This window comes from Thermus sp. 2.9 (assembly GCF_000794385.1).
Classification (GTDB): Bacteria; Deinococcota; Deinococci; order Deinococcales; family Thermaceae; genus Thermus; species Thermus thalpophilus.
Genome location: NZ_JTJB01000003.1, coordinates 227,237 through 251,654, shown reverse-complemented (window position 1 = coordinate 251,654; position 24,418 = coordinate 227,237). Strand labels below are relative to the sequence as shown.

Genomic DNA, 24,418 nt, shown 5'->3' with positions numbered 1-24,418 from the left:
TAGAATGAGGGCGGTGAAAAGGCTTTTGGCCCTAGCCTTACTGCTCCCCCTGGCCCTGGGGAAGACCTACCTCATCCCCATCCAGGGGGAGATTGACCCGGCCTTGGCGGTCTTCGTGGAAGAGGCCCTTTCCCGGGCGGAGCGGGAAGGGGCGAGCGGGGTGGCCTTCCTCATAGACACCCCCGGCGGGCGGGTGGACGCCGCCATCCGCATGGCCGACCGCATCCTGCAAACCCCCCTTCCCACCCTGGCCGTGGTGCAAAACGCCTTCTCCGCCGGGGCCCTCATCGCCCTCGCCTGCCGCCAGATGGCCATGCTCCCCGGCTCGGAGATCGGGGCCGCTTTGCCCCTGGTGGCCCCACCCCTGGGCCAGCCCCAGGCGGCGGACCAGAAGGTGATTTCCGCCCTCAAGGGCAAGTTCCGCGCCGTGGCCGAGGCCAGGGGGCGGCCCGTGGAGCTGGCCGAGGCCATGGTGGACCCAAGCGTGGAGGTCCCGGGGCTTTCCGCCAAGGGCGAGCCCCTCACCCTCTCCGCCGACAAGGCGGTGGAGCTCAAGGTGGCGGACTTCAAGGCGGCAGGCCTGGCGGAAGCCCTCAGCCAAGCGGGTTTCAGCCGGGAAGTGGAGCGCCTGGAACCAGGGCCCAGGGTGCAGGTGGCCCGCTTCCTCACGAGTTCCACCGTGGCGGGGCTCCTCCTCGCCCTAGGGCTTCTTCTCCTCCTCCTGGAGCTTTTCACCCCGGGGTTTGGCGTCATGGGGGCCTTGGGCCTGGCCTTCTTGGCCCTCTACTTCGCCGGGGGGTGGCTGGCGGGGCTTTCCGGGGCCTTTGAGCTCCTCCTCTTCTTCCTGGGGGTGGCCCTCCTTCTGGCGGAGGCCTTCCTCTTCCCCGGCTTCGGCCTGGCCGGGGCCTTGGGGGTGGGGTCCATCCTGGCCTCCGTCTACTTCACCTTCGGGGAAAACGCCCTATTGGTCATCGCCATCGCCGTGATCGCCCTGGGGCTTGGCCTTCTGGTGGTCTTCCGCTACCTGCCGAGGACCCGGCCCGCCCGGGCCTTGGTCTTGGAGAGCGCCATCGCCGAGCACGCCACGGAGGAGGTGGTGGAGGTGGGCTCGGTGGGAATCGCCCTCACCGACCTCCGCCCGGGGGGCGTGGGGCGGTTTGGCGTTAAGCGGGTGGACGTGGTGGCCCACCGCGGCTTCATCCCCAAGGGGACGAGCATCCGGGTGGTGGAGGTGCGGGGGCCCACGGTGCTGGTGGAGCCATTGGAGGAATAGCATGGAAGGACTCGGCGTGCTCTTTCTGGCCTTTCTGGTCCTCGTCTTCGTCTTTTTGTTCTTTAGCTTCATCCCGGTAGGGCTTTGGATCTCGGCTTGGGCGGCGGGGGTGCGGGTGCCCCTTTTGACCCTGGTGGCCATGCGCCTGAGGCGGGTGCCCCCGGCCAAGATCATCTATCCCCTCATCAAGGCCACCAAGGCGGGGCTGGACGTGCGGTTGGACCGCCTCGAGGCCCACTACCTGGCGGGGGGCAACGTGGACCGGGTGGTGGACGCCCTCATCGCCGCCGACAAGGCGGGCATCAAGCTCACCTTTGACCGGGCGGCGGCCATAGACCTGGCGGGGCGGGACGTGCTGGAGGCGGTGCGGGTTTCCGTGAACCCCAAGGTGATCCAGACCCCCATGGTGGCCGCCGTGGCCAAGGACGGCATCCAACTCCTGGCCACCGCCCGGGTCACGGTGCGGGCCAACATTGACCGCCTGGTGGGCGGGGCCGGGGAGGAAACCATCATCGCCCGGGTGGGGGAAGGCATCGTCACCACCATCGGCAGCGCCAACTCCCACAAGGAGGTCCTGGAAAACCCCGACCGGATCTCCAAAACCGTCCTGGAAAAGGGCCTGGACGCCGGCACCGCCTTTGAGATCCTCTCCGTGGACATCGCCGATGTGGACGTGGGTAAGAACATCGGGGCGCAACTCCAGATTGACCAGGCGGAGGCGGACAAGAAGATCGCCCAGGCCAAGGCGGAGGAGCGCCGGGCCATGGCCGTGGCGGCGGAACAGGAAAACCGGGCCCTGGTGGAGGCCATGCGGGCCAAGCTGGTGGAGGCCCAAGCCCAGGTGCCCTTGGCCCTGGCGGAGGCCCTGCGCAAGGGCAACCTGGGGGTCATGGACTACTACCGCCTGAAGAACATTGAGGCGGACACGGACATGCGGGAGTCCATCAGCCGCGCCGCCAAACCCGAGGGTGAGGAATGAGCCTGGACGACCTTCTGGGCCTCCTTTTCCTCCTCTTCTTCGTCGTGATCCCCGCCCTGCAGGGTTTGAGGCGCGCCCCCGCCACCCCCCCAAGCTTCCCCGAGGACCTGCCCCTGCCCGAGCCCCTTCCCCGACCCAAGGCCAGGCCCAAACCCAAGCCGAAGCCCAAACCCGCCCTCCCCCCAAGCCCCCCTCCTTCCCGGGAAGGGCAGAGCCTGGAACGGGCCCCAAGCCCCGAGCGGGAGCGCCTGGAAGCCCGCTTCCGCGAGGAGGTGGGGGAGGCAGCCAAGGCAAAACCCGCGAAGAAACGCCTTCTTACCACGGACCGCGAGAGCTTGCTCAAAGGGGTGATATGGCACGAAATCCTGAAGAAGCCCAAAGGCTTGTAGTTCCCCTAAAACCCGAGGAAACCCTGGCCTTCCTGGGCCAAGCGGACAGGAACTTGAAAAAGTTAAGGGCGCTTTTCCGGGAGGCCTTTGGCGACCGGCTCAAGCTCGTGGCGCGGGGGGAGCAGGTGGAGCTCTCCGGCGACCCCGAGGCGGTGGCGGTGGCGGAGCGGGTCGTAAGGGACCTCTTGGCCCTCCTCCGGCAAGGGGCCGAGCTGGACGAGCCCACCCTGGAACAGGCGGTGGCCCTGGCGCAAGGGGGGGAGGGCCTTTACCAGGCCACCACCCCGGAAACCGAGCTCGCCCTCCCGGGGCGCCTCCGCCCCAAGACCCCGGGGCAAAAGCGCTACGTGGAGGCCATCGCCACGCACGACATCACCTTCGGCATCGGGCCTGCGGGCACGGGCAAGACCTATCTGGCGGTGGCCATGGCGGTGAGCCACCTCAAGGCGCGGCGGGTGAAGCGCATCGTCCTCACCCGGCCGGCGGTGGAGGCGGGGGAAAAGCTCGGCTTTTTGCCGGGGGACATCCAGGCCAAGGTGGACCCCTACCTCAGGCCCCTATACGACGCCCTCTTTGACATGATCGATGCCGAGCGCTTTGAGCAGTACCTGCAGGCCGGCATCATTGAGGTGGCCCCTTTGGCCTTCATGAGAGGGCGCACCCTGAACGACGCCTTCATCATCCTGGACGAGGCGCAAAACACCACCCCGGAGCAGATGAAGATGTTCCTCACCCGCATGGGCTTCTCCTCCAAGATGGTCATCACCGGGGACGTGACCCAGATTGACCTGCCCAAGCACCAAAAGTCGGGGCTCATTGAGGCCACCCGCATCCTCCGGGGGATTGAGGGCATCGCCTTCATCTACTTCAAGGAATCCGACGTGGTGCGCCACCCCCTGGTGGCCCGCATCATCAAGGCGTACGAGGAAGCCGAGCGTGGTGGAGATCGTAGCCAATAAGCGTCCCCCCAAGGGCCTTAGGCCCAGGCTCCGCCGCGCCCTCGCCGCCCTCATGGAGGAGCTCGGTGTGGGGGACAAGGCGGTGACGGTAATCCTCTCCGGGGACCGCCGCCTTAGGGCGCTCAAGCGCACCTGGTGGGGGGAAGACGAGGCCACGGACGTCCTCTCCTTCCCCCACTACGAGCCCGGGGACCCCTTCATCCCTCCCCACCTGGGGGATATCTGGATCAGCCTGGACACCGCCAGGCGCCAGGCGGAGGCCCGGGGCGCCCCCCTGGAGGAGGAGGTCTTGGTCCTGGCGGCCCATGGGCTATGGCACCTTTTGGGCCACGACCACCAGAAGGAGGAGGATTGGGAAGGGTTCCGCCGCGTCCAAGAGAGGATCCTCGCCCTCTAAAGGGGGTGGTGCGCTCCTTTCGCTACGCCTGGGAGGGCCTGGCCTACGCCTGGCGGGTGCAGCGGAACTTCCGCATTGAGGTCCTCTTGGGCCTTTTGGCGGTGGGCTTGGCCCTCTGGCTTGGGGTGAACCCAGTGCCCGTCCTCCTCCTCGTGGCCCTGGTCCTCTCCTTGGAGCTCGTGAACACCGCCCTCGAGGCCCTCACCGACCTGGCAAGCCCCGTCTACCACCCCTTGGCCAAGCGGGCCAAGGACACGGCGGCGGCGGCGGTCCTCCTGGCCAGCCTCCTCGCCCTCCTCGTGGGGCTATGGCTCTTCCTGCCCCCCCTCCTCGCCCGCCTTGGGCTAAGCTAACCCAAGTTGCTACCCAGCCATCTTCTGGGTCAGGAGACTGATGTTATGGGCCAGGACGAAGGTGAGAACTTTGATGACGAAACCCTCCTGGGTCACGGCGTGGATGCGCCTGGGGAAGAGGTGATGGAGCATGCTCCCCACCGTCTCCACCACCCTCCGCCCCACGATGGCCAGGTACTGCATCCAAGGGAGATACCGCCGGCTGTTCCTCCTGCGGATGACCATGGGAACAACCTCCTGGGCCTCCCGGAGGAGGTCCTCGTACAGATGGCTCTCGTACCCCCGGTCCAGGTAGAGCTCCGCCCCCTCGGGAAGGTCCAGGGGAAGGAGGAGAAGCGAAGCGAGGTCGTGGAAGCTCCCCGGGGTCAGGTTCACCTCGTGGACGAACTTCCCGTCGTCCACCAGGAGGTGGAGCTTGAGGCCGTGGAAGTAGACCCGCTTGCTGGGGATGAAGCCGCGGTAGGCCTTGTCCGGGAAGAGGCGGGAGCGGGGGGCGCGGATGTTCTCGCAGGCGGGGAGGGGGAAGGTGTCCAAGGCATACGCCTGGGCCTGGTGGAGGTGCTTCCAGACCTGGGCCAGGAGGTGGAGGAGGGGGAGAAGGAGGGGGTAGAGGGCGTGGAGCCTGCGGTTGAAGCGGCTTGGGGAGGGGACGTGGGTGAAGAGGCCGAGGTCTTTGGCGAGGGCCAGGGCCTTGTTGTGCTTGCCGCCGAACTCTAGGGCGGCAAGGAGGGCGAGGGTGAGGATGGCGGAGGCGGGCGTTTTGGCTTGGGGGTCATCCTTGTAGCCCATGGCTTGCAGGGCGTCGTCTATAATGCAAAAGGCCGCTATGAGACGGGAAAGCATAGCGGCCACTATTTTTTCAGATCCAGGGGATAGGTAGCAACTTGGGTTAAGCTAAGGCCATGGACCACGAAGAGCGGGAGATGATCCTGGAGCTCTTCCCGGGCACCTCCCCTGAACTCCTCCCCTTGGGGGAGATCCTCTACTACCGGGACGCGGAGGGCCGGGTGGTGATCCTGGAAAAGGGCCCCCCGGAGCTCCGCCTGGAACTGGAACCCCTCCCCGGCGCCGCCCACGGCCCCCAGGTGTGCGAGGCCTGCCACCGCCACCTCTCGGGAAGCGCTTTGGGCTTCTTCCGCCACCCGGTGGGGGGCAAGGACACCCATTTGCGCTACCTGGTCCTCTGCCTGGACACCGCCTCCTGCGCCAGCCACGCCGAACCGGAGCGTTTGAGGGAAATCCTCCTTCGCGGTATACTCACCTGAGAAGGGGGCCCTTGGGCCAAGGAGGTCGGCTTTGGCCGGCCTCCATGACTTACGAGGTGAGCTATGGCGCGCGAGGTGAAGCTAACCAAGGCCGGCTACGAGCGGCTCATGAAACAGCTGGAGCAAGAGCGACAGCGCCTGCAGGAGGCCACCAAGATCCTGCAAGAGCTCATGGAATCCTCCGACGATTACGACGACTCCGGCCTCGAGGCGGCCAAGCAGGAGAAGGCCCGCATTGAGGCCCGCATTGACTCCCTGGAGGACGTCCTTTCCCGGGCGGTGATCCTTGAGGAGGCCACCACCGAGGTCATCGGCCTGGGCTCCGTGGTGGAGCTGGAAGACCCCGTGACCGGGGAGCGCCTGGAGGTGCAGGTGGTCTCCCCCGCCGAGGCCAGCGTCCTGGAAACCCCCATGAAGATCTCCGACGCCTCCCCCATGGGCAGGGCCCTCCTGGGCCACCGGGTGGGGGACGTGCTGGCGCTGGAAACCCCCAAGGGCAAGAAGGAGTTCCGCGTGGTGGCGGTACACGCATGAACGAGCAGACGCGTCAGCGCCTTCTCAACCTGGAAGCCCTGGTGGAGGCGGGCTTCGCCCCCTACCCTTACCGCTACCCCAAGACCCACAGCGCCCAGGAAATCCTAAAGGCCAAAGCCGGCGCCCCCCCGGAAACGGAGTGGCCGGAAGAGGTCTCCCTGGCGGGGCGCCTCGTGGCCCTGAGGCGGATGGGCAAGGTCACCTTCGCCCACCTCCTGGACGAAACCGGAAAGATCCAGCTCTACTTCCAAAAAGACCTCACTCCCCAGTACGAGCTTTTGAAGAAGCTGGACGTGGGGGATATCCTGGGAGTGAAGGGCACCCTCTTCACCACCAAAACGGGGGAGGTCACGGTCAAGGTCCACTCCTGGACCCCCCTGGTGAAAAGCCTCCACCCCCTCCCGGACAAGTGGCACGGCATAAGGGACAAGGAGGTGCGCTACCGCCAGCGCTACCTGGACCTCATCGTCAACCCCGAGGTGCGGGAGGTCTTCCGGCGGCGCACCGCCATGGTGCGCTACATCCGCCGCTTCTTTGAGGAAAGGGGCTTCCTGGAGGTGGAAACCCCCATCCTCCAGCCCACCACGGGGGGCGCCGAGGCCAGGCCCTTCAAGACCTACCACAACGCCCTAGACCACGAGTTCTACCTGCGCATCTCCCTGGAGCTCTACCTCAAGCGGCTTCTGGTGGGAGGCTTTGAAAAGGTCTTTGAGATCGGCCGCAACTTCCGCAACGAGGGCATTGACCACAACCACAACCCCGAGTTCACCATGCTGGAGGCCTACTGGGCCTACGCCGACTACCAGGACATGGCCGCCTTGGTGGAGGAGCTCCTTTCCGGCCTCGTCCTCCACCTCTTCGGCAGCTACCAGGTCCCCTACCAGGGGCGGGTGCTGGACTTCAAGCCGCCCTTCAGGCGCATCTCCTTCGTGGAGGCCCTGAAGGAGAAAGCGGGCCTTCCCTTTGACCCCCTGGACCTGGAGCGCCTAAGGCTTTGGGCCGACGCCCACCACCCCGAACTGGCCCAGGTCCCCAGCTACAAGCTTCTGGACAAACTCTTTGGCCTTTACGTGGAGCCCCACCTGCAAGACCCCACCTTCGTCTTCGATTTCCCCCTGGCCATCAGCCCCCTGGCCAAGCGCCACCGGGAAGCGCCCGGCCTCACGGAGCGGTGGGACCTCTACGCCGCCGGGATGGAGCTCGCCCCCGCCTACTCCGAGCTCAACGATCCCTTGGACCAACGGGAGCGCTTCTTGGAGCAGGCCAGAAGGCGCAAGGAAGGGGACGAGGAGGCCCCCGAGCCCGACGAGGACTTCCTCTTGGCCCTGGAGTACGGCATGCCCCCGGCGGCGGGGCTTGGCCTGGGCCTGGACCGCCTGGCCATGATCCTCACCGACCAGCCCTCTCTAAGGGACGTCCTCCTCTTCCCCCTCCTCAAGCCCAAGAAGGAGGCGGTGGAAGGAGGGGTTTAGATGGCCGAAAACGCCGCCCGGTTGAGCCTCGTCGTCGCCCTCCTCGTCTTGGGGATCAAGGCCTTCGCCTACCTTCTCACGGGCTCGGTGGCCCTGCTCTCGGACGCCCTCGAGTCCCTGGTGAACGTGGCCGGGGCGCTTCTCGCCCTCCTGGCCATCCGCTTCGCCCAGCGTCCTCCCGACGAAACCCACCCCTTCGGCCACAGCAAGGCCGAATACTTCTCCGCGGTGCTGGAGGGAGTCCTGGTGGTGCTGGCCGCCTTTCTCATCGCCAAGGAATCCATCCCCCGCCTCCTTCATCCCAGGCCCCTAGGGGACCTGGGACCGGGCCTCCTGGTCAGCCTCTTGGCCTCCCTGATCAACGGCCTTCTCGCCTGGCACCTCCTCCGCCAGGGGAGGCGCCTGCGCTCCCCCGCCCTCACCGCTGACGGCTACCACGTGCTTTCCGACGTGCTCACCTCCGTGGGGGTTCTCGCCGGGGTAAGCCTTGCGTGGGCCACGGGGTTATGGGTGCTGGATCCCTTGCTGGCCCTTTTGGTGGCGGGGGACATCCTCCTCATGGGCTTCCGCCTGGTGCGCCAGTCCGTGGGAGGGCTTATGGATGAGGGGCTCTCCCCGGCGGAGGTGAGCCGGATCCGAAAAACCATCGCCGAGGCCTTGGGGGGAAGGGCCCTCGAGGTCCACGACCTCAAAACCCGCAAGGCGGGAAACCGGGCCTTTTTGGAGTTCCACCTGGTGGTGCCGGGGTCCATGACCGTGGAGGAAGCCCACCGGCTCTGCGACGAGCTGGAACGGGCCCTGGAAAAGGAGTTCCCCGGCCTGGTGGTCACCATCCACGTGGAGCCCGAAAAGGAGCGCAAAGAGTTGGGCAACTAAGGGCCCGTCCCCCAGCGCCCCCGCCCTTTGGCAGGGGTTCATGACGCTCTTTTCCAAAGGCGCATAAAAGCGTAAACTATGGCCCAAGGGAGGGCCCATGCGCAAGAAGCACGACTGGCTCAGGGAGACCTACCAAAAGAGCCTGGAGAAGATGCCCGAGAGGCCCGTGGCCCACCGCACCCTTTCGGACATCGCCCCAGAACCCCTCTACACCCCCGAGGACATCGGGGTCCTGGACCCGGAGTACGAGGAAAAGCGGGGCTACCCCGGGGAGTACCCCTACACCCGCGGGGTCTACGGCTCCATGTACCGGTCCAAGCTCTGGACCATGCGCATGTTCGCCGGCTTCGGCACCGCCGAGCAGACGAACGAGCGCTTTAAGAAGCTCCTGAAGGCGGGCCAGACCGGGCTTTCCGTGGCCTTTGACCTCCCCACCCTCATGGGCTACGACTCCGACCATCCCCTCTCCAAGGGGGAGGTGGGGAAGTGCGGGGTGGCGGTCTCTAGCCTCGCCGACATGGAGATCCTCTTTGAGGGGATCAACCTCGAGGAGGTCACCACCTCCATGACCATCAATAGCCCCGCCAACGCCATCTGGGCCATGTACCTGGCGGTGGCCAAGAAAAAGGGCTACGACTGGAAGAAGCTCGGAGGCACCATTCAAAACGACATCCTCAAGGAGTACATCGCCCAGAAGGAGTTCATCTTCCCTCCCGAGCCCAGCGTGAAGCTGGTCATCGACACCTTCGAGTGGGGGCCCAAGAACGTCCCCAAGTGGAACTTCATCTCCGTCTCCGGCTACCACATCCGGGAGGCGGGCTCCACGGCGGTGCAGGAGCTCGCCTGGACCCTGGCGGACGGCTTTGCGTACGTGGAGGCGGCTATTCAGCGGGGCCTGGACGTGGACGAGTTCGCCCCCAGGATCAGCTTCTTCTTTGACGTCCACAACGACTTCTTTGAGGAGATCGCCAAGTTCCGCGCCGCCCGGCGCATCTGGGCCAAGGAGATGCGCCACCGCTACGGGGCCAAGAACCCGCAAAGCTGGATGCTCCGCACCCATGCCCAGACCGCCGGGGTTTCCCTCACCGCCCAGCAACCCCTCAACAACATCGCCCGGGTGGCCATCCAGGCCCTGGCTGCCGTTTTGGGGGGTACCAACAGCCTCCACACCGACGCCTACGACGAGGCCCTGGCCCTGCCCACGGAGGAGAGCGCCACCATCGCCCTAAGGACCCAGCAGATCATCGCTTACGAAACGGGGGTCACCCACACCATCGACCCCCTGGCGGGGAGCTACTACGTGGAGTGGCTCACCGACGAGATGGAGCGCCAGGCCATGGCCATCATTGAGGAGATCCGGCGCATGGGCGGCGTGGTGCGGGCCATTGAGGAGGGGTACTTCCTTAGGGAGCTCGCCGAGGCCAGCTACCGCTACCAGCAGGAGGTGGAGCGTAAGGAGAGGATCATCGTGGGGGTCAACGCCTTCACCGACGAGATCCCCCTGAAGGTCCCCATCCAGCTGGTGGACCCCGAGGTGGAGCGGGTCCAGGCGGAGCGCCTGGCCCGGGTGCGCCGGGAACGGGACCCCAAGCGGGTGGAGGAAGCCTTGGCGGGGTTGCGTCGGGCGGCGGTGGAGGGGCAAAACACCATGCCCCACTTCGTGGAGTGCGCCCTGGCCTACTGCACCCTGGGGGAGATGATGGACGTGCTAAGGGAGGTCTACGGCACCTACCAGGAGCCCGCTTACGTGTAGGAGGCTTGCCATGCAGGGAATGGACAGGCGTATACGGGTACTCATCGCCAAACCGGGCTTGGACGGGCACGACCGGGGGGCCAAGGTGGTGGCCCGGGCCCTTAGGGACGCGGGGATGGAGGTGATCTACACCGGGCTTCGCCAAACCCCCGAGATGATCGTCTCCGCCGCCATCCAGGAGGACGTGGACGCCATCGGGCTCTCCATCCTGTCCGGGGCGCACATGCACTACTTCCGCGAGGTGAAGCGCCTTTTGGACGAGGCTGGGGCTTCGGACATCCTCCTTTTCGGAGGGGGCATCATCCCCGACGAGGACGTGCCCAAGCTCAAGGAGCTCGGGGTGGCGGCGGTCTTCGGCCCCGGCACCAGCACCCAGGACATCGTGGATTTCCTGAAGCAAAGGGTGCCCGAGCGCTGGCGGGCCCAGGGGTTCGCATGAAGGCCATCCAGCTCTACTACCCTCCGGAGTGGGCGCACTGCTACGGGTGCGGCTACCTGAACGCCCACGGCCTCCACATCAAGACGTACTGGCAGGCGGAGCGCGGGGAAAGCGAAACCCGCTTCACCCCAAGCCCCCACCACACCGCCATCCCCGGCTTCGTCTACGGGGGGCTTCTCGCCTCCTTGGTGGACTGCCACTCCACCGCCACCGCCGCGGCGGCCAAGGCGGCGGCGGAAGGCCTTAGCCTCGAGGCCCACCCCTTGCGCTTCGTCACCGCAAGCCTCAAGGTGGACTACCTGAAGCCCACCCCCTTAGGCCCCGAGCTCCTCCTGGTGGGCAGGCCCATGGAGGTCAAGGGCAAGAAGGTGGTGGTGGCCACCGAGCTCTACGCCGAGGGCGTCCTCACGGTTCGGGGGGAGGCGGTTTTGATATTGATCGGCGAGGATTTCGGGCGTTCCAAATCCGCTCCAGGTGGTGGATGAGCTGGCTCACCTCGGAGGCCCGCTCGGAGCCCATGAGGCTAAGTTCCAACCAGGCCTCCTCCAGCACCCTTTTGGCCCAAAGGAGTTCCTTCTCCGGGAAGGCCTGCCCGAGCAGGTACTCCCGCACCTGCCAATGGAGAGCTTCCTTGTCCTTCTGGAGATGCTGCACCAACTGCTTTAGCCGCCACACCTCCAGCTGAAGTTTGTGAATCTCTTCCCTCAAGGGCTTCTCCCAGGCCTCCCGCCGCGCCAACTCGGCCCGCATCCGGCGCTCCAGCTCGTCGTCCCAGTGAAGCATGGCCTAAGGTTAAACCCCTTCCGTTTTGGGCCGTGTGAAATCTGCACACCGCCTAGAACTCAAAGAAGACGGGGACGAAGGTGTACCCCTCCCCTTCCCGCCGGAGGTGGCCCACGGCGGGCCAGGGGAAGTGGTAGGCGGTGATGAGGGTCTTCTCCTCGCTCACCTTCTGGAACAGCCGGGCCCGGGTGCGCACCACCAGCTCCTTGTCCATGTCAAAGCCCAGGTAGGCCTGGGGGAAGCGCAGGGAGAGGAGGTAGTGCCCAGCGGCGTCGCCGAAGATGAAAAGCTTCTTCCCCTCCGAGAGGGCCTCGAGGCTCATGTGCCCCGGGGTATGCCCGTAGGAGGCCACGGCCCTCACCCCGGGCAGGACCTCCTCCCCGTCCTCCACGGGGCGGATGCGGTCCCGTAGGGGCAGGAGGGCTCGCTCCACCGCGGGGGTGGGGTTTTTGAGCCAGTAGTCCAGGTCCACCCGGCCCATGAGGTGGGCCGCCCGGGGGAAGACCGGCCTTCCCTGGCCATCCACCAGCCCCCCGATGTGGTCGGGGTGGCCGTGGGTGAGGAAGACGTGGGTGATGTCCTCGGGGGCGTAGCCCGCAAGCTCCAGGTGGGCCAGCAGCCTCCCCCCCGCCGCCGCCCCTCGGCCCGTGTCCACCAAGAGCCTAGCCTCCCCCAGGTCCAGGAGAACGGGGTTGAAGTTGTTGCGGGTGGCATCCGGGTTGAGGAAGTTTTCCTCCAGGGTGCGGCGGAAGGTTTCCTGGAGCTCGGGGTTCGCCCCCCAGTTGGGGAGAAGGGGCCCCGGGGCCGACTGGCCGTCGGAGAGGACGGTGACCGCCATGCGCCCCAGGGCGAAGCGGTAAAACCCGCCCCCGTTCACCCCCTTGGGGGAGCGGCCCTGCCCCCAAGCGGGGGAAAGCCCGGCCATAAGAAGCCCGGCCGAAACCCCAATAAACCGCCTGCGGTCCATACTGACCTCCTTCCCTGTCAGGCTAAGGGAGGCTTCCCTAAGGGAGTGTGGCCCGGCTCACCCGGGCCTCCCAAACCCGCTCCAGGAGGAAGAGGAGGAGGGCGGCAAGGAGGAGGTAGGGCCTTAGGGGAAGGGGCCTTTTGGGCGGGAGGGCGAGGTCTTCCGCGCCAAGAAGCCTTCCCCCGCTCGCCTCCGCCATGGCCCTCAAGGTGGCCTCCCCGTCCCGAGGGGTCCACTCCCCGGGCAGGGGAAGGGCCAGGGGAATGCGCCGCTTGCCGTCCAGGAGGACCCCGGGAGCTTCCACATGGGCCTCAAAGCGCAGGGCCCCCGTGGGCACCATGGGCACCTCCATCCCCTCCACCAAAAGCCTGGGGGCTTCCAGCCGCCCCAAGGCCACCACCCGCACCCCCTCCCCCTCGGGGTAGGTGTGAAGGGCCAGGACCCGCCCCACCCCCATGAGGTAGCGGGCAAGCCCCCCGAGGAAGGCGGAGGCTTCCTCAAAGTCCCGCCAGGAGCGGGAGAGGTCCGTGGCCAGGGCCGCCACCCGCCCCTCGCCCCTTTCCCCCACGGCCAACACCACCCGCTCCCCGCTTTTTAAGAGCACCTCGGCCCACGGCTCGGCCCGGGCTGGGAGGAGCACGGAAAGGGGCGGGAAGGCGAAGCCCTCCGTGAGGGGGTGGGGAAGGGCCTCCAGGGGAAACCGCCCCTCCACCGCCCCCTTCCCGAAGACCTCCTGCCCCTCCCGGAGGAAAAGGCGGGGAAGCTCCCGGGCCGTGGCCGCCCGGTAGAAGCGGCCCCCGCCCCGTGTGGCGAGGTCCTCCAGGAAGGGGGCGTCGGCGTCGGCCCCGAGGGCGATGGCGGAGACCTCGAGGCCAGCCCTTTCCGCCAGGGCCAAGATGGGCTCCTTGGGGTCGGAGAGGAGGCCGTCCGTGAGGACCAAAACCCCCTTGCGCCCCACGGGCACCCCCTCTAGAAGCCGCACCGCCTCCCGGAAGGCCCCGCCGAGCACGGTGCCCCCGCCCGCCCTCAAGGAGAGGAGGAGGCTTTCCGCCTCCTTCTTGGCCCGGTCGGTCATGGGCCTGGGGGGGAAGAGGACCCTGTGTCCCGAGGCGAAGACCACCACCCCCAGGTAGTCCTCGGGGGCGGCGCTTTTCACCAGCTCCAAGGCCGCCGCCACCGCCAGCGCCAGCTTCTCCCCCTCCATGCTCCCCGAGGTGTCCAGGACCAGGACCAAGGCTGCCCCTTGCCGCCCTACGGGCTTCAGGGGAAGCTCGTCGGGCAGGGCCCGGTCCCAGCCCCCGAAGAAAAGCCCCCTAGGGGTGGCGGTGAAGAGGAGGCCGCCGCCCCGCCGCAGGTAGTCCCGAAGGGCCTCAGGCGCCCCCTCGGGCAGGTCCAAGACCCCGAGGCCCACCGCCACCAGGTCCGCCTCCAGGGGAAGGCGAAACGGGCCCTCCGAAACCTGGAAGCCCTGGGCCCGGAGGCGGCGGGCCAGGGCCGGGTCCCCCAGGACCAGGGCCCGGGCCTGATCGGCGGGCACCACCCCCACCCGGGCCTCGCTCCTCCCCCAAGAACCCTCCGCCTCCGCCCGCACCTCCGCCCGTTCCCAGAGGGGAAAGGTGTAGGTGAGGACCCGCACCCCCTCCACCCGCACCTCCCGTTCCCACGCCCCCCCGGGCCCCTCCACAAGGAGGCGGGCCGCCGCCGGGACGGGCGCCTCGAGGACCACCCGCACCCCCACGGTCTCCCCGAGGAGGGGAAAGGGGGGCGGAAGGAGGCTTACCGCCACGAAGGGCTTTGGGGGAACGTAAAGGGCGTCCAGGGGAAGGGGGGAGGGCACCGGAGGGAAAAGTCCGTCGGACACCAGAACCACCTGGTCCACCCCCAGGCGGAGGGCCGCCTCCAGGGCCCGGCGCACGTCCGTCCCCTCCCCCAGGTCCAGCCGCCGGGCCAAGGGCGAGGGAAGCCGGGCCACCTCCCCGGCGAATGCCAGGTAGACCCCGCCCTTGGGAAGCCTGGGGGCCAGGGCGAAGACCCCTTCCCGGGCCGAGGGGGAGAAGTCCAAAAGGTACGCCACCCGCCCCCTTAGGGGCAGGCGTGGGTCTAGGAAGGCAAGGAGGAGCAGGAGGATAACGGAAACCCTTAAGAGGAGCACCCCCCGGGGCATCCTAGTCCATCCAGTGGCCCAGCTTCTCCTTTTTGGCCTGCAGGTAGCGCTCGTTGAAGGGGTTATCCCCGGCCCGCAAGGGCAGGCGCTCCACGATCTCTATGCCGAAGCCGGAGAGGGCCTTTACCTTGCGGGGGTTGTTGGTTAAAAGGCGCATCTTCCGCACCCCAAGGTCATAGAGGATCTGCGCCCCCACCCCGTAGTCGCGGAGGTCCGGGGGAAAGCCCAGGGCCAGGTTGGCCTCCACCGTGTCCAGGCCCTGGTCCTGAAGATGGTAGGCGCGGATCTTGTTGATGAGGCCAATCCCCCGCCCCTCCTGGCGCAGGTAGACCAAGACCCCCTTCCCCTCCTGGGCGATGCGCTCCAGGGCCAGGTCCCGTTGAAAGCCGCAGTCGCACCGCAGGGAGTGGAGGGCGTCCCCCGTGAGGCACTCGGAGTGCATGCGCACCAAGATGGGCTCCTCCGGCTCCCAGCTCCCCATGACCAAGGCGGCGTGCTCCTCCCCCGTGAGGGTGTCCCGGTACCCCAGAATGCGGAACTCCCCGAAGCGGGTGGGAAGAAGGGCCTCCGCCTCCCGGCGCACGTACAGGTCCCCCTTCTCCAAGCGGTAGCGGATGAGGTCGGCGATGGTGCCCACCTTGAGGCCGTGCCCTTGGGCGAAGCGGAGCAGGTCCGGAAGCCGGGCCATGGTGCCGTCCTCCTTGAGGACCTCAATGAGGCTCCCCACCGGGGTGAGCCCGGCGAGGCGCAGGAGGTCCACCGTGGCCTCGGTGTGCCCGGCGCGGCGCAACACTCCGCCAGGGCGGGCCACCAGGGGAAAGATGTGCCCCGGGCGGCGGAAGTCCTGGGCCGTGGCCTCAGGGTCGGCCAAAAGCCTTATGGTGGCCGCCCGCTCAAAGGCGGAGATCCCGGTGGTGGTGCCCCGGGCGTCCACGCTCACCGTGAAGCGGGTGCCCTGGGGGTCTTGGTTCTTCTCCACCATGAGGGGCAGGTCCAGGGCCTTGGCCCTTTCCTCCGTGAGGGCCACGCAAAGGAGGCCCCGGCACTCCCGAAGCATGAAGTTTACCCACTCCGGGGTCACGTGCTCCGCCGCCATGATGAGGTCGCCCTCGTTCTCCCGGTCCTCGTCGTCCACCAGGATCACCGGGCGGCCCTTTCGGAGTTCTTCCAGAAGCTCTTTGACGCTTGCCAGCCCTTCCATCACGCCCTCCCAAGAAGCCGCTCCACGTAGCGGGCGATGAGGTCCACCTCCAGGTTCACCTTGTCCCCCACCCGAAGGCTTCCCAGGTTGGTCACCTTAAGGGTGTGGGGGATGAGGGTGACCCAAAAGGCTTCCCCCTCGAGGCCCGCCACCGTGAGGGAAACGCCATTTAAGGCCACGCTCCCCTTTTCCGCGATGTACCGGGCGAGGGGCCCAGGGGGGCGGAAGAAGAAGTCCTTAGCCCCCGGGGCCTCCCGCACCCCTACCAGCTCCGCCACCCCGTCCACGTGCCCGGTGACGAAGTGCCCCCCAAGCCGGTCCCCCACCCTTAGGGCCCTTTCCAGGTTGGGCCGATGCCCCACCCGCCAGGTGGGGGCGGTGCGGCGCAGGGTCTCCTGGGCGAGCTCCACCCAAAACCCCTCCCCATCCACCGCCACCGCCGTGAGGCAGACCCCGTCCACCGCCACCGAGTCCCCCACCTTCAAATCGGTGAGGACCTCCCGGGCGGCCACCCGGACCCGGAGGAAAGGGCCTTCCTCCACCCGCACGATCTCGCCAGTTTCCTCCACCAGTCCCGTGAACACTCACACCTCCAGGTAGCCTTCCAGCCAAAGGTCTTCCCCAAGCCACTCCCGCCGCGCCAAACGGAGCCGAAGGGCCTCCTCCACCCTGGAGGCGGCCACCCCTTCCAAAAGGCCCCTCCCCTCCCCCAGGAGCTTGGGGGCCAGGAAGAGGGCCACCTTGTCCACCAGGCCCCGGGCGAGGAAGGCCCCGGCGAGCCTCGGCCCCCCCTCCAGGAGGACCCCGTCTATCCCCTCCTCCCACAAGAAGGCCAAGGCGGCCTCCAGGCTCACCCGGCCCCCTTCCCGGGGAAGCTCCGCCACCCGCGCCCCCGCCCGCTCCAAGGCCACGACCCGCTCCTTGGGGGCGCCTTGGCCCACCAGGACCAGGACCCGGGCGGGCTCGCCTCGAGGCCCCGGGGCGAAGAGGCGGGCGGTGGGGGGCGTGCGGGCCTCCGTGTCCAGGACCACCTTTAAGGGGTCCCTAAGGGGCGGGGGCTCCAGCATGTGGGGGAAGGGGCGGAAGTCGGGGTGGCGCACGGTGAGGGCGGGGTCGTCTTGGAGCACGGTGCCCACCCCCACCGCCACTGCGGGGAGCCACTGGCGGTAGGCGTGGGCCACCCGGCGGCTCGCCTCGGAGGAAACGTAGCGGGCGTCCCCGGACAGGGCCGCCACCTTCCCGTCCAAGGTCAAGGCCGCCTTTAGGAGGACAAAGGGCCTCCCCTTCCTCTGCCCGGTAAAGAAGGCCTCGTTTTGGAGGCGGGCCTCCTCCGCCAAAAGGCCCTCCTCCACCTGGACGCCGGCTTGCCTTAACCGCTCCACCCCCCCCCGGGCGATGGGGTTCTCGTCCCGCGCCGCCACCACCACCCGGGCCACCCCCGCCTGCAGTAGGGCCAAGGAACAAGGGGGGGTGCGGCCGAAGTGGTCGCAGGGCTCGAGGGTCACGTAGGCCGTGGCCCCCCGGGCAAACTCCCCCGCCTGCCGCAGGGCGAAGACCTCGGCGTGGGGCTCCCCCGCCTTGGGGTGGTACCCCTCGCCCACAACCCGGCCTTCCCGCACCAGCACCGCCCCCACCAAAGGGTTAGGGCTGGTGTGGCCGCGGGCCCGTTCCGCCAGTTGCAAAGCTCTACGGAGAAAGCGCTCGTCCAGTTCGCGCAAACGGCCCTCCTTCTCCCATCCGGACTTTCACCGTCGGCCCCGGAATTCCACCGGGTCGGGCCCCAAGGGGGCTTCGCGGGCTTTCACCGCCGGTGGGGACTTCCACCCCGCCCCGAAGGAGGTGCCCAAGGCACCCCCTTCACTTTAGCAAGACCCGCCGGTAGGTGTGTCCTCTGCCACGCAATAAGGATGGGGCGCCCCTTGGGGCGCCCCCTTTGGTGGAGGTGGGGGGAGTTGAACCCCCGTCCGAAGGTCCCTACGGCGGGCGTCTACGCGCGTAGTCCGCGCTTTAGATGTCCTCCTGGCTTGGCCCGCGGACGGGCGGCCAGGAGCGAGCCCCGTTAAAGTTCGCCTCGGGCTACGGGGCCTTGCCCTCGGCTAGCCGGGTTTCGTGTCCCCGCTTCCGGCGAGCCCCCGGCGGGGCTTCCGGGCGAGGTCGCGGTCATTAAGCCGCGAGGGCGTAAGCAGGCTTGTTGGCCTTTATTCTTTTGCGGGTTTTTACGAGGCCACCCGCACCTCGGCGCGCAGCCACGCCCTCGGCGACCCCCGTCGAGACCGTTCACCCCCACGATGGGCCGGGTTCGGACCGGCAACCTTGAGTGTACCAGGCTAAAGGGGTTGTAGTCAAGCGCCCCTTGGGTGTAAACTGAGCCCAGTGCTCCCAAGGGAGGGGGGTGGGTGTAAGCCCACCCTTCCTTTGTGAAGGGAGGTGGGGAGGTGCCTGTGGACCTTTGGCGGTTGGTGGAAGAGGCGGTGGAGGCCTTGGGCCTCCAGGTCCTGGAGGTGAGGGAAGCCCCGGGGGAGGTCCTGGTGCGCCTGGAACGCCTGGACGAGAAGCCCATCACCGTGGCCGACCTGGAACGGGCAAGCCGCCACATTGAGGCCGCCTTGGACCGGGAAGACCCCATCCCTGGAAGCTACCGGCTTTTGGTGGAGTCCCCCGGGCCCAAGCGCCCCCTCTTCACCCGCCGCCACTTTGAGCGCTTCCAGGGCCTGAAGGCCAAGGTGCCCGGGCCCGAGGGCTTCGTGGGGCGGATCCTCAGGGTGGAGGGGGAAGAGGTGGTCTTCCAGGTGGGCCCGGAGGAAAAGCGCCTCAAGATCGGCACCTTCCGCGCCAACCTGGCCGAGTGGCCCGAGGAGCCTAGGTAGGAGGGAACATGAACCGGGAATTCATTGACGCCATGCAACAGCTAGCCTTGGAGCGGGGCGTGACCACCGAGGAGGTCCTCGAGGCCTTCAAGGAAGCCCTGCGCAAGGCCTACATCAAGCGGCAGAAGGGCTACCGCAAGGAAGAGGTGGACGCCGGCAAGGGCCCCGAGGTGGACGTGTACATTGACCCCCAGACGGGGCGGATTGAGATGGTGGAGGTGCGCCGGGTGGTGGAAAAGGTGGAGGACCCGGACAAGGAAATCGCCCTCTCCGAGGCCCTCCAGTACGACCCCGAGGTCCAGGTGGGGGACGAGATGGAGTTCCCCATTGACCCGGAGGGGCTTTCCCGCATGGCCATCCAGGACCTGCGGCAGATCCTCACCCAGCGCCTCAAGGAGTCCGAGCGCAACCGCATCTACAACGAGTACAAGGACAAGGAGGGGCAGGTCCTCACCGGGGTGGTGACCCGGGTGGACAACCGGGGCAACGTCTTCGTGGAGTTGGGCCGGGGCGAGGCCTACCTGCCCAAAAGCGAGCAGATCCCCACGGAGAAGTACTACCCCGGGCAACGGCTCAAGGTCTACTTGAAGAAGGTAGACCGCTCCGCCAAGGGGCCTTCCCTCATCGTGAGCAGGGCCCACGAGAAGCTGCTGGAGCACATCCTGAAGCAGGAGGTGCCCGAGATCGCCGAAGGCATCGTGGAGATCAAGGCCATCGCCCGGGAGCCGGGCCGCCGCAGCAAGGTGGCGGTGATGAGCCACAACCCCAACGTGGACCCCATCGGGGCCTGCATCGGCCACAAGGGGCAGCGGATCCAGGCGGTTTCCGCGGAGCTGGGCCGGGAAAAGGTGGACATCATCCTTTGGTCCAAGGACCCCAAGGAGTTCATCCGCAACGCCCTCTCCCCCGCCGAGGTGGGCTCCATCGAGCTGGACCCCGAGGCCAAGAAGGCCCGGGTGAAGGTGACCAAGGACCAGCACTCCCTGGCCATCGGCACCGGCGGCCAGAACGTGCGCCTGGCCTCCAAGCTCACCGGCTACGACATCCACTTTGAGGAGGCGGAGATCTCCGATCTGGACGAGGCCATTCGCCGGGCGGCGGAGGAGGAAGCGGCGGCCCCAAGCCGAGCCCGGGAGGAGTTTGAGAAGCTCTTCAAGGATCTTTCCGAGTGATGCGGCACGTCCCCTTGCGCATGTGCGTGGCCTGCCGCAGGAGGCGGCCTAAAGGGGAGCTTTTGCGCATCCTCATGACCCCCGAGGGGTTCCAGCTGGACCCCACGGGCAAGCTCCCGGGCCGGGGAGCCTACGTCTGCCCCGACAACCCGGACTGCTGGATGGAAAAGAAGCTCCGGCGCTTCGCCGGGGCCGGGGCTAAGGCGCTTGCCGAAGCCCTTTGGGCCCGTTTAGGAGGTAAAGATGGCCAAAGTACGCATCTACCAGCTGGCTAAAGAGCTGGGCATGGAAAACGAGGAGCTTTTGGAGCTCCTGGACCAGATGGGGGTGCCCTACAAGTCCCACGCCTCCACCTTGAGCGAGGAAGACGCCGAGGCGGTGCGGGAGCTGGTGCGGGAACAACGGGGACTCCAGGAAAAGCTGGCGGAGGAGGAGCGCAGGAAAAGCCTCCCCAAACGCCCCCCCGTGGTGGTCATCATGGGCCACGTGGACCACGGGAAGACCACCCTCCTGGACTACCTGCGCAAAAGCCGCATCGCCGAAAAGGAGGCGGGGGGGATCACCCAGCACGTGGGCGCCTTTGAGGTCAAGACCCCCCAGGGCACCGTGGTCTTCATTGACACCCCGGGCCACGAGGCCTTCACCACCATCCGGCAACGGGGGGCCAAGGTGGCGGACATCGCCACCATCGTCATCGCCGCGGACGACGGCGTCATGCCCCAGACCGAGGAGGCCATCGCCCACGCCAAGGCCGCCGGGGCGAAAATCATCTTCGCCCTGAACAAGATGGACCTGCCCCAGGCGGACCCCGAAAAGGTGAAGCGCCAGCTCATGGAGCGGGGCTTCGTCCCCGAGGAGTACGGCGGGGACGCCATCATCGTCCCCATCAGCGCCAAGACGGGGCAGGGGGTGCAGGACCTCTTGGAGATGATCCTGCTCCTGGCCGAGCTGGAGGATTACCGGGCCGATCCCAACGCCGAGCCCAAGGGGGTGATCCTGGAGTCCAAGCTGGACAAGCAGGCGGGGATCGTCGCCAACATGCTGGTCCAAGAAGGCACCTTCCGCGTAGGGGACTACGTGGTGGCCGGGGAGGTCTACGGGCGCATCCGGGCCATGATGGACGCCGACGGCAACCAGCGCAAGGAGGCGGGCCCGGGAAGCGCGGTGCAGGTTCTGGGCTTCCAGGAACTCCCCCACGCCGGGGACGTGGTGGAGTGGGTGCCGGACCTCGAGGCCGCCAAGGAGATCGCCGAGGAGCGGAAAGAGGAGCGCCGGGCCCGGGAAGAGGCGGAGAAGGAGCGCCGCCCCAAGACCATGGCCGACCTCCTGCGGGCCTTGCAGGAGGAGGGCAAAAAGGAGGTCAACCTCATCCTGCGAGCGGACACCCAAGGCTCCTTGGAGGCTATCCAGCACATCCTGGCCAAGGAGAGCACTGAGGACGTGAAGATCAACGTCCTCCTGGCCCAGGTAGGCGCCCCCACGGAGTCGGACGTCCTCCTGGCCCAGACGGCGGGGGCCGCCATCCTGGCCTTTGGCGTCAATCCCCCGGGCTCGGTGAAGAAGGCGGCGGAGCAAAAGGGCGTCCTCCTCAAAACCTTCCGCATCATCTACGACCTCATTGACGAGGTCCGGGCCATGGTCAAGGGGCAGAAGGAGCCCCAGTACAAGGAGGAAGTCCTGGGCCGGGCCGAGGTGCGCGCCGTCTTCCGCCTGCCCACGGGCAAGCAGGTGGCGGGGTGCATGGTGACCCAGGGCAAGATCCCTCGGAACGCCGAGGTGAGGGTCCTGCGCAAGGGGCAAGAGATCTGGAAGGGCCGCATCGCCAGCCTCAAGCGCTTCAAGGAGGACGTGCGGGAGGTGGCCCAGGGGTACGAGTGCGGGATGGGCCTCGAGGGCTTTGACGATTTCCAGGAAGGGGACATCATAGAGGCCTTCCAGATGGTGGAGGTGCCCGCCTAAGCCATGCGGGGCCTGAGGCTTCTGGCCGCCCTAGGCCTCCTCTTGCCGGGGTTCGCCCTCTCCCCTTCCCCGGGCAAGGGGGAGGCGGGGCTTTTGGCCAAAGGCCCGGTGCTGGTGCTGAAGGAGGACCGGGGCGGGGGCTATGCACCGCCCCTTTGGGGGGGCGTCAACCGACCCACCCCGCCCCGCCCGTCCCGCACCCACCACCATCCCCTTCCCCCTTTAGGGGAAGTCCTTCCCCGGCCAGGCCTCTACCTCCTTTACGGGAAGCTCCAGCTGGAAGGTGGCTAAGCCCCACCACCCCGCCTTGGCGCCTTACGGGAAGGGGGCGCCAAGATTAGGGGCTTCTAGGCCTTCCCCCGGCTACAGGAGCCTTGTCGTAGGCTGAAGGAGTAGGCATGAACCGCAGACTACTTAACGGACTTTTCCACCTCTCCCTTTTCCTCCTTTCCTTGCTCTTTGTCTGGAAGCCTTGGGCCCCAAACGAACCCAAGATCAAGCTAGGCCTGGACCTCAAAGGGGGATTGCGCATCGTCCTGGAAGCGGACGTGCAAAACCCCACCCCCGATGACCTGGAAAAGGCCCGCACCGTCCTGGAAAACCGCATCAACGCCCTGGGGGTGGCGGAACCCCTAATCCAGATCCAGGGCCAGAAGCGCATCGTGGTGGAGCTTCCCGGACTCTCCCAAGCGGACCAGGACCGGGCGCTTAAGCTCATCGGCCAGCGGGCGGTGCTGGAGTTCCGCATCCTTAAGGAAGGGGCCACCGGCACCACCGTGGCCCAGATCAACCAGGCCCTGAGGGAAAACCCGCGGCTTAAGCGGGAAGATTTGGAGAAGGATCTCATCAAGCCCGAGGACCTAGGCCCACCCCTCTTGACGGGAGCGGATCTGGCGGACGCCCGGGCGGTCTTTGACCAGTTCGGCCGCCCCCAGGTGGCCCTCACCTTCACCCCGGAAGGGGCCAAGAAGTTTGAGGAGGTGACCCGGGCCAACGTGGGTAGGCAGCTTGCCATCGTCCTGGACGGCAAGGTCTACACCGCCCCCGTAATCCGCCAAGCCATCACCGGGGGGCAGGCGGTGATCGAAGGCCTTTCGGGCCTGGAGGAGGCCAGCGAAATCGCCCTGGTCCTGCGCTCGGGTGCCTTGCCCGTGCCCCTTAAGGTGGCGGAAATCCGGGCCATCGGCCCCACCTTGGGCCAAGACGCCATCCAGGCAGGCATCCGCTCAGCCCTTATCGGGACGCTCGCCATCTTCCTCCTCATCTTCGCCTACTACGGGGCAAGCCTCGGCATGGTGGCCTCCTTGGGCCTTCTCTACACCTCCGCCCTTATCCTCGGCCTCCTCTCGGGGCTTGGGGCCACCCTGACCCTGCCCGGCATCGCCGGCCTCGTCCTCACCCTGGGAGCGGCGGTGGACGGGAACGTCCTCTCCTTTGAACGCATCAAGGAGGAGATCCGGGCAGGAAAGAGGCTTCGCCAGGCCATTCCCGAGGGCTTCAAGCACTCCACCCTCACCATCCTGGACGTGAACGCCGCCCACCTCTTGGCGGCAGCGGCCCTTTACCAATACGCCACCGGCCCCGTGCGGGGCTTCGCCGTGGTCCTGGCCATAGGAGTGGTGGCCAGCGTCTTCTCCAACCTGGTCTTCAGCCGCTACCTCCTGGAGCAGTTGGCGGAGCGCCGGGAGATCCGCCCCCCCATGTGGCTGGTGGACCCCCGCTTCAACTTCATGGGCCCTGCCCGATATGTCACCGCGGCCACCTTGCTCCTGGCGGTCTTGGCCGCGGGGGTGGTCTTCACCAAGGGCTTCAACTACTCCATTGACTTCACCGGGGGGACCGCCTACACCCTGCGCGCTGCCCCCGCGGTGAGCGTGGACGCCCTAAGGCGCTTCCTGGAGGAAAAGGGCTTCCCCGCCAAGGAGGCGGTGATCACCGAGGTGCAGGCCCCCGTGGCGGACCACAAGGAGTTTTCCGTCAAGCTCCCGCCCCTTCCCGACGCTAAGCGCTTGGAGCTGGAAAGGCTTCTGGTCTCAGAGCTCAAGGCCACGGTCCTGACCTCGGAAACCGTGGGGCCCGCCATTGGCTCGGAGCTTCGCCGCAACGCGGTGATGGCGGTGCTGGTGGGCCTTGGGCTCATCCTCATCTACGTGGCCTTCCGCTTTGACTGGACCTTTGGGGTGGCGAGCGTCCTCGCCGTGGCCCACGACGTGGCCATCGTGGCGGGGATGTATAGCCTTTTCAACCTGGAGTTCTCCATCCCCACCATCGCCGCCCTCCTCACCGTGGTGGGCTACTCCATCAACGACTCCATTGTGGTTTCCGACCGGATTCGGGAAAACCAGAAGCTCCTTAGGGGCCTGCCCTACGCGGAGCTGGTGAACCGCTCCATCAACCAGACCCTCTCCCGCACCCTCATGACGAGCCTCACCACCCTTTTGCCCATCCTGGCCCTCCTCTTCCTGGGGGGTAGCGTCCTCCGGGACTTCGCCTTGGCCATCTTCGTGGGGATCTTCGTGGGCACCTATAGCTCCATCTACGTGGTGAGCGCCTTGGTGGTTTTCTGGAAGAAACTCAGGCACAAGGAGACGAAGAAGGCGGCCTAGGCTCCTGATG

General features: G+C 67.2%; 26 protein-coding genes, 1 other RNA gene and 1 riboswitch. Of the genes, 19 read left to right on the top strand and 8 right to left on the bottom strand.

Annotation, left to right across the window (positions count from 1 at the left end; translation table 11 throughout):
* Positions 1-4: 4 nt before the first annotated feature.
* Genes QT17_RS02875 through QT17_RS02850 form a run of 6 tightly spaced genes read left to right on the top strand, consistent with a single transcriptional unit; the run spans position 5 to position 4,350 of the window.
* Positions 5-1,273: a nodulation protein NfeD gene (locus tag QT17_RS02875; protein WP_152607316.1), complete on the top strand. Its 1,269-nt coding sequence runs from the start codon at positions 5-7 to the stop codon at positions 1,271-1,273.
* Position 1,274: 1 nt separating this feature from the next.
* Positions 1,275-2,252: a flotillin-like protein FloA gene (gene floA, locus QT17_RS02870; protein ID WP_039456008.1), complete on the top strand. Its 978-nt coding sequence runs from the start codon at positions 1,275-1,277 to the stop codon at positions 2,250-2,252.
* Positions 2,249-2,641 carry a hypothetical protein gene (locus tag QT17_RS02865; RefSeq protein WP_039456005.1) on the top strand — a complete coding sequence of 131 codons (393 nt, stop codon included), beginning with the start codon at positions 2,249-2,251 and terminating at the stop codon, positions 2,639-2,641. Before floA ends, QT17_RS02865 begins: the two co-directional genes overlap by 4 nt.
* A complete protein-coding gene (locus tag QT17_RS02860) occupies positions 2,605-3,600 on the top strand; it encodes a PhoH family protein (RefSeq protein ID WP_039456002.1) in 996 nt (331 codons plus the stop codon). The genes QT17_RS02865 and QT17_RS02860 overlap by 37 nt, the downstream gene beginning before the upstream one ends.
* On the top strand, positions 3,578-3,997 hold the full coding sequence (gene ybeY, locus QT17_RS02855) for an rRNA maturation RNase YbeY (RefSeq protein ID WP_039455999.1): 420 nt from the start codon (positions 3,578-3,580) through the stop codon (positions 3,995-3,997). The genes QT17_RS02860 and ybeY overlap by 23 nt, the downstream gene beginning before the upstream one ends.
* Positions 3,952-4,350 carry a diacylglycerol kinase family protein gene (locus QT17_RS02850; protein WP_152607315.1) on the top strand — a complete coding sequence of 133 codons (399 nt, stop codon included), beginning with the start codon at positions 3,952-3,954 and terminating at the stop codon, positions 4,348-4,350. The genes ybeY and QT17_RS02850 overlap by 46 nt, the downstream gene beginning before the upstream one ends.
* A 9-nt stretch (positions 4,351-4,359) precedes the next feature.
* On the opposite strand, the gene QT17_RS02845 is transcribed toward QT17_RS02850, so the two are convergent.
* Positions 4,360-5,193 (bottom strand): IS982 family transposase, encoded by an 834-nt coding sequence (locus QT17_RS02845; protein ID WP_039454941.1) that lies wholly within the window; start codon positions 5,191-5,193, stop codon positions 4,360-4,362.
* Between the two features lie 59 nt (positions 5,194-5,252).
* Between QT17_RS02845 and QT17_RS02840 the strand changes: the two genes are divergently transcribed.
* The 7 genes from QT17_RS02840 to QT17_RS02810 all read left to right on the top strand — a co-directional run bounded on the left by QT17_RS02840 (position 5,253) and on the right by QT17_RS02810 (position 11,174).
* Positions 5,253-5,615 (top strand): hypothetical protein, encoded by a 363-nt coding sequence (locus tag QT17_RS02840; RefSeq protein ID WP_039455994.1) that lies wholly within the window; start codon positions 5,253-5,255, stop codon positions 5,613-5,615.
* A gap of 63 nt (positions 5,616-5,678) precedes the next feature.
* Positions 5,679-6,149, top strand: coding sequence for a GreA/GreB family elongation factor (locus QT17_RS02835; protein WP_039455992.1), 471 nt, complete (start codon positions 5,679-5,681; stop codon positions 6,147-6,149).
* Positions 6,146-7,621: a lysine--tRNA ligase gene (gene lysS / locus QT17_RS02830; protein ID WP_039455989.1), complete on the top strand. Its 1,476-nt coding sequence runs from the start codon at positions 6,146-6,148 to the stop codon at positions 7,619-7,621. Before QT17_RS02835 ends, lysS begins: the two co-directional genes overlap by 4 nt.
* Entirely contained in the window at positions 7,622-8,497 is an 876-nt protein-coding gene (locus QT17_RS02825; protein ID WP_039455986.1) for a cation diffusion facilitator family transporter, read from the top strand.
* A gap of 97 nt (positions 8,498-8,594) precedes the next feature.
* Positions 8,595-10,250, top strand: a complete 1,656-nt coding sequence (locus tag QT17_RS02820) for a methylmalonyl-CoA mutase (protein WP_039455984.1) — start codon at positions 8,595-8,597, stop codon at positions 10,248-10,250.
* A gap of 10 nt (positions 10,251-10,260) precedes the next feature.
* Positions 10,261-10,689, top strand: coding sequence for a cobalamin B12-binding domain-containing protein (locus QT17_RS02815; protein ID WP_152607314.1), 429 nt, complete (start codon positions 10,261-10,263; stop codon positions 10,687-10,689).
* Positions 10,686-11,174, top strand: coding sequence for a PaaI family thioesterase (locus QT17_RS02810; protein ID WP_039455981.1), 489 nt, complete (start codon positions 10,686-10,688; stop codon positions 11,172-11,174). Before QT17_RS02815 ends, QT17_RS02810 begins: the two co-directional genes overlap by 4 nt.
* Here QT17_RS02810 and QT17_RS02805 read toward each other — a convergent pair.
* The 7 genes from QT17_RS02805 to ssrA form a co-directional block, all read right to left on the bottom strand.
* Positions 11,095-11,472 carry a hypothetical protein gene (locus QT17_RS02805; RefSeq protein ID WP_039455979.1) on the bottom strand — a complete coding sequence of 126 codons (378 nt, stop codon included), beginning with the start codon at positions 11,470-11,472 and terminating at the stop codon, positions 11,095-11,097. The genes QT17_RS02810 and QT17_RS02805 overlap by 80 nt on opposite strands.
* Before the next feature lie 52 nt (positions 11,473-11,524).
* Positions 11,525-12,439 carry an MBL fold metallo-hydrolase gene (locus tag QT17_RS02800; protein ID WP_081995756.1) on the bottom strand — a complete coding sequence of 305 codons (915 nt, stop codon included), beginning with the start codon at positions 12,437-12,439 and terminating at the stop codon, positions 11,525-11,527.
* Between the two features lie 37 nt (positions 12,440-12,476).
* Positions 12,477-14,603 (bottom strand): VWA domain-containing protein, encoded by a 2,127-nt coding sequence (locus tag QT17_RS02795; protein ID WP_235283691.1) that lies wholly within the window; start codon positions 14,601-14,603, stop codon positions 12,477-12,479.
* Between the two features lies 1 nt (position 14,604).
* A complete protein-coding gene (locus tag QT17_RS02790) occupies positions 14,605-15,804 on the bottom strand; it encodes a bifunctional 3,4-dihydroxy-2-butanone-4-phosphate synthase/GTP cyclohydrolase II (protein ID WP_039455977.1) in 1,200 nt (399 codons plus the stop codon).
* Positions 15,804-16,388 (bottom strand): riboflavin synthase, encoded by a 585-nt coding sequence (locus QT17_RS02785; protein ID WP_039455975.1) that lies wholly within the window; start codon positions 16,386-16,388, stop codon positions 15,804-15,806. Before QT17_RS02785 ends, QT17_RS02790 begins: the two co-directional genes overlap by 1 nt.
* A complete protein-coding gene (gene ribD / locus QT17_RS02780; protein WP_039455972.1) occupies positions 16,389-17,522 on the bottom strand; it encodes a bifunctional diaminohydroxyphosphoribosylaminopyrimidine deaminase/5-amino-6-(5-phosphoribosylamino)uracil reductase RibD in 1,134 nt (377 codons plus the stop codon).
* A 3-nt stretch (positions 17,523-17,525) separates the two neighbouring features.
* Positions 17,526-17,646: riboswitch (FMN riboswitch) on the bottom strand.
* 92 nt (positions 17,647-17,738) lie between these two features.
* Positions 17,739-18,089, bottom strand: a transfer-messenger RNA (tmRNA) gene (gene ssrA, locus QT17_RS13200).
* A 156-nt stretch (positions 18,090-18,245) separates the two neighbouring features.
* Between ssrA and rimP the strand changes: the two genes are divergently transcribed.
* The 6 genes from rimP (at position 18,246) to secD (ending at position 24,408) form a co-directional block, all read left to right on the top strand.
* The gene (gene rimP / locus QT17_RS02775) at positions 18,246-18,671 is read left to right on the top strand and encodes a ribosome maturation factor RimP (protein WP_039456231.1); all 426 of its coding nucleotides are present in this window, start codon (positions 18,246-18,248) and stop codon (positions 18,669-18,671) included.
* Positions 18,672-18,679: 8 nt separating this feature from the next.
* The gene (nusA, locus tag QT17_RS02770; protein WP_039455969.1) at positions 18,680-19,843 is read left to right on the top strand and encodes a transcription termination factor NusA; all 1,164 of its coding nucleotides are present in this window, start codon (positions 18,680-18,682) and stop codon (positions 19,841-19,843) included.
* Positions 19,843-20,118, top strand: a complete 276-nt coding sequence (locus QT17_RS13195) for a YlxR family protein (protein WP_081995754.1) — start codon at positions 19,843-19,845, stop codon at positions 20,116-20,118. Before nusA ends, QT17_RS13195 begins: the two co-directional genes overlap by 1 nt.
* Positions 20,087-21,802 (top strand): translation initiation factor IF-2, encoded by a 1,716-nt coding sequence (gene infB, locus QT17_RS02765; RefSeq protein ID WP_039455966.1) that lies wholly within the window; start codon positions 20,087-20,089, stop codon positions 21,800-21,802. The genes QT17_RS13195 and infB overlap by 32 nt, the downstream gene beginning before the upstream one ends.
* 3 nt (positions 21,803-21,805) lie before the next feature.
* A complete protein-coding gene (locus tag QT17_RS02760) occupies positions 21,806-22,093 on the top strand; it encodes a hypothetical protein (RefSeq protein WP_039455964.1) in 288 nt (95 codons plus the stop codon).
* A 107-nt stretch (positions 22,094-22,200) separates the two neighbouring features.
* Positions 22,201-24,408 carry a protein translocase subunit SecD gene (secD, locus tag QT17_RS02755; protein ID WP_039455961.1) on the top strand — a complete coding sequence of 736 codons (2,208 nt, stop codon included), beginning with the start codon at positions 22,201-22,203 and terminating at the stop codon, positions 24,406-24,408.
* The last annotated feature ends 10 nt before the right edge of the window (positions 24,409-24,418 follow it).

Excerpts from the sequence above, each read along its gene's own strand:
- QT17_RS13195 (WP_081995754.1), top strand. The coding sequence starts at position 19,843 with ATGCGGCACGTCCCCTTGCGCATGTGCGTGGCCTGCCGCAGGAGGCGG.
- QT17_RS02805 (WP_039455979.1), bottom strand. The coding sequence starts at position 11,472 with ATGCTTCACTGGGACGACGAGCTGGAGCGCCGGATGCGGGCCGAGTTG.
- QT17_RS02795 (WP_235283691.1), bottom strand. The coding sequence starts at position 14,603 with ATGCCCCGGGGGGTGCTCCTCTTAAGGGTTTCCGTTATCCTCCTGCTC.
- QT17_RS02865 (WP_039456005.1), top strand. The coding sequence starts at position 2,249 with ATGAGCCTGGACGACCTTCTGGGCCTCCTTTTCCTCCTCTTCTTCGTC.
- floA (WP_039456008.1), top strand. The coding sequence starts at position 1,275 with ATGGAAGGACTCGGCGTGCTCTTTCTGGCCTTTCTGGTCCTCGTCTTC.
- QT17_RS02825 (WP_039455986.1), top strand. The coding sequence starts at position 7,622 with ATGGCCGAAAACGCCGCCCGGTTGAGCCTCGTCGTCGCCCTCCTCGTC.
- QT17_RS02815 (WP_152607314.1), top strand. The coding sequence starts at position 10,261 with ATGCAGGGAATGGACAGGCGTATACGGGTACTCATCGCCAAACCGGGC.
- QT17_RS02790 (WP_039455977.1), bottom strand. The coding sequence starts at position 15,804 with ATGGAAGGGCTGGCAAGCGTCAAAGAGCTTCTGGAAGAACTCCGAAAG.
- secD (WP_039455961.1), top strand. The coding sequence starts at position 22,201 with ATGAACCGCAGACTACTTAACGGACTTTTCCACCTCTCCCTTTTCCTC.
- QT17_RS02835 (WP_039455992.1), top strand. The coding sequence starts at position 5,679 with ATGGCGCGCGAGGTGAAGCTAACCAAGGCCGGCTACGAGCGGCTCATG.
- QT17_RS02820 (WP_039455984.1), top strand. The coding sequence starts at position 8,595 with ATGCGCAAGAAGCACGACTGGCTCAGGGAGACCTACCAAAAGAGCCTG.
- QT17_RS02875 (WP_152607316.1), top strand. The coding sequence starts at position 5 with ATGAGGGCGGTGAAAAGGCTTTTGGCCCTAGCCTTACTGCTCCCCCTG.
- QT17_RS02840 (WP_039455994.1), top strand. The coding sequence starts at position 5,253 with ATGGACCACGAAGAGCGGGAGATGATCCTGGAGCTCTTCCCGGGCACC.
- infB (WP_039455966.1), top strand. The coding sequence starts at position 20,087 with ATGGCCAAAGTACGCATCTACCAGCTGGCTAAAGAGCTGGGCATGGAA.
- QT17_RS02860 (WP_039456002.1), top strand. The coding sequence starts at position 2,605 with ATGGCACGAAATCCTGAAGAAGCCCAAAGGCTTGTAGTTCCCCTAAAA.
- nusA (WP_039455969.1), top strand. The coding sequence starts at position 18,680 with ATGAACCGGGAATTCATTGACGCCATGCAACAGCTAGCCTTGGAGCGG.
- QT17_RS02845 (WP_039454941.1), bottom strand. The coding sequence starts at position 5,193 with ATGCTTTCCCGTCTCATAGCGGCCTTTTGCATTATAGACGACGCCCTG.
- lysS (WP_039455989.1), top strand. The coding sequence starts at position 6,146 with ATGAACGAGCAGACGCGTCAGCGCCTTCTCAACCTGGAAGCCCTGGTG.
- QT17_RS02810 (WP_039455981.1), top strand. The coding sequence starts at position 10,686 with ATGAAGGCCATCCAGCTCTACTACCCTCCGGAGTGGGCGCACTGCTAC.
- QT17_RS02800 (WP_081995756.1), bottom strand. The coding sequence starts at position 12,439 with ATGGACCGCAGGCGGTTTATTGGGGTTTCGGCCGGGCTTCTTATGGCC.
- QT17_RS02760 (WP_039455964.1), top strand. The coding sequence starts at position 21,806 with ATGCGGGGCCTGAGGCTTCTGGCCGCCCTAGGCCTCCTCTTGCCGGGG.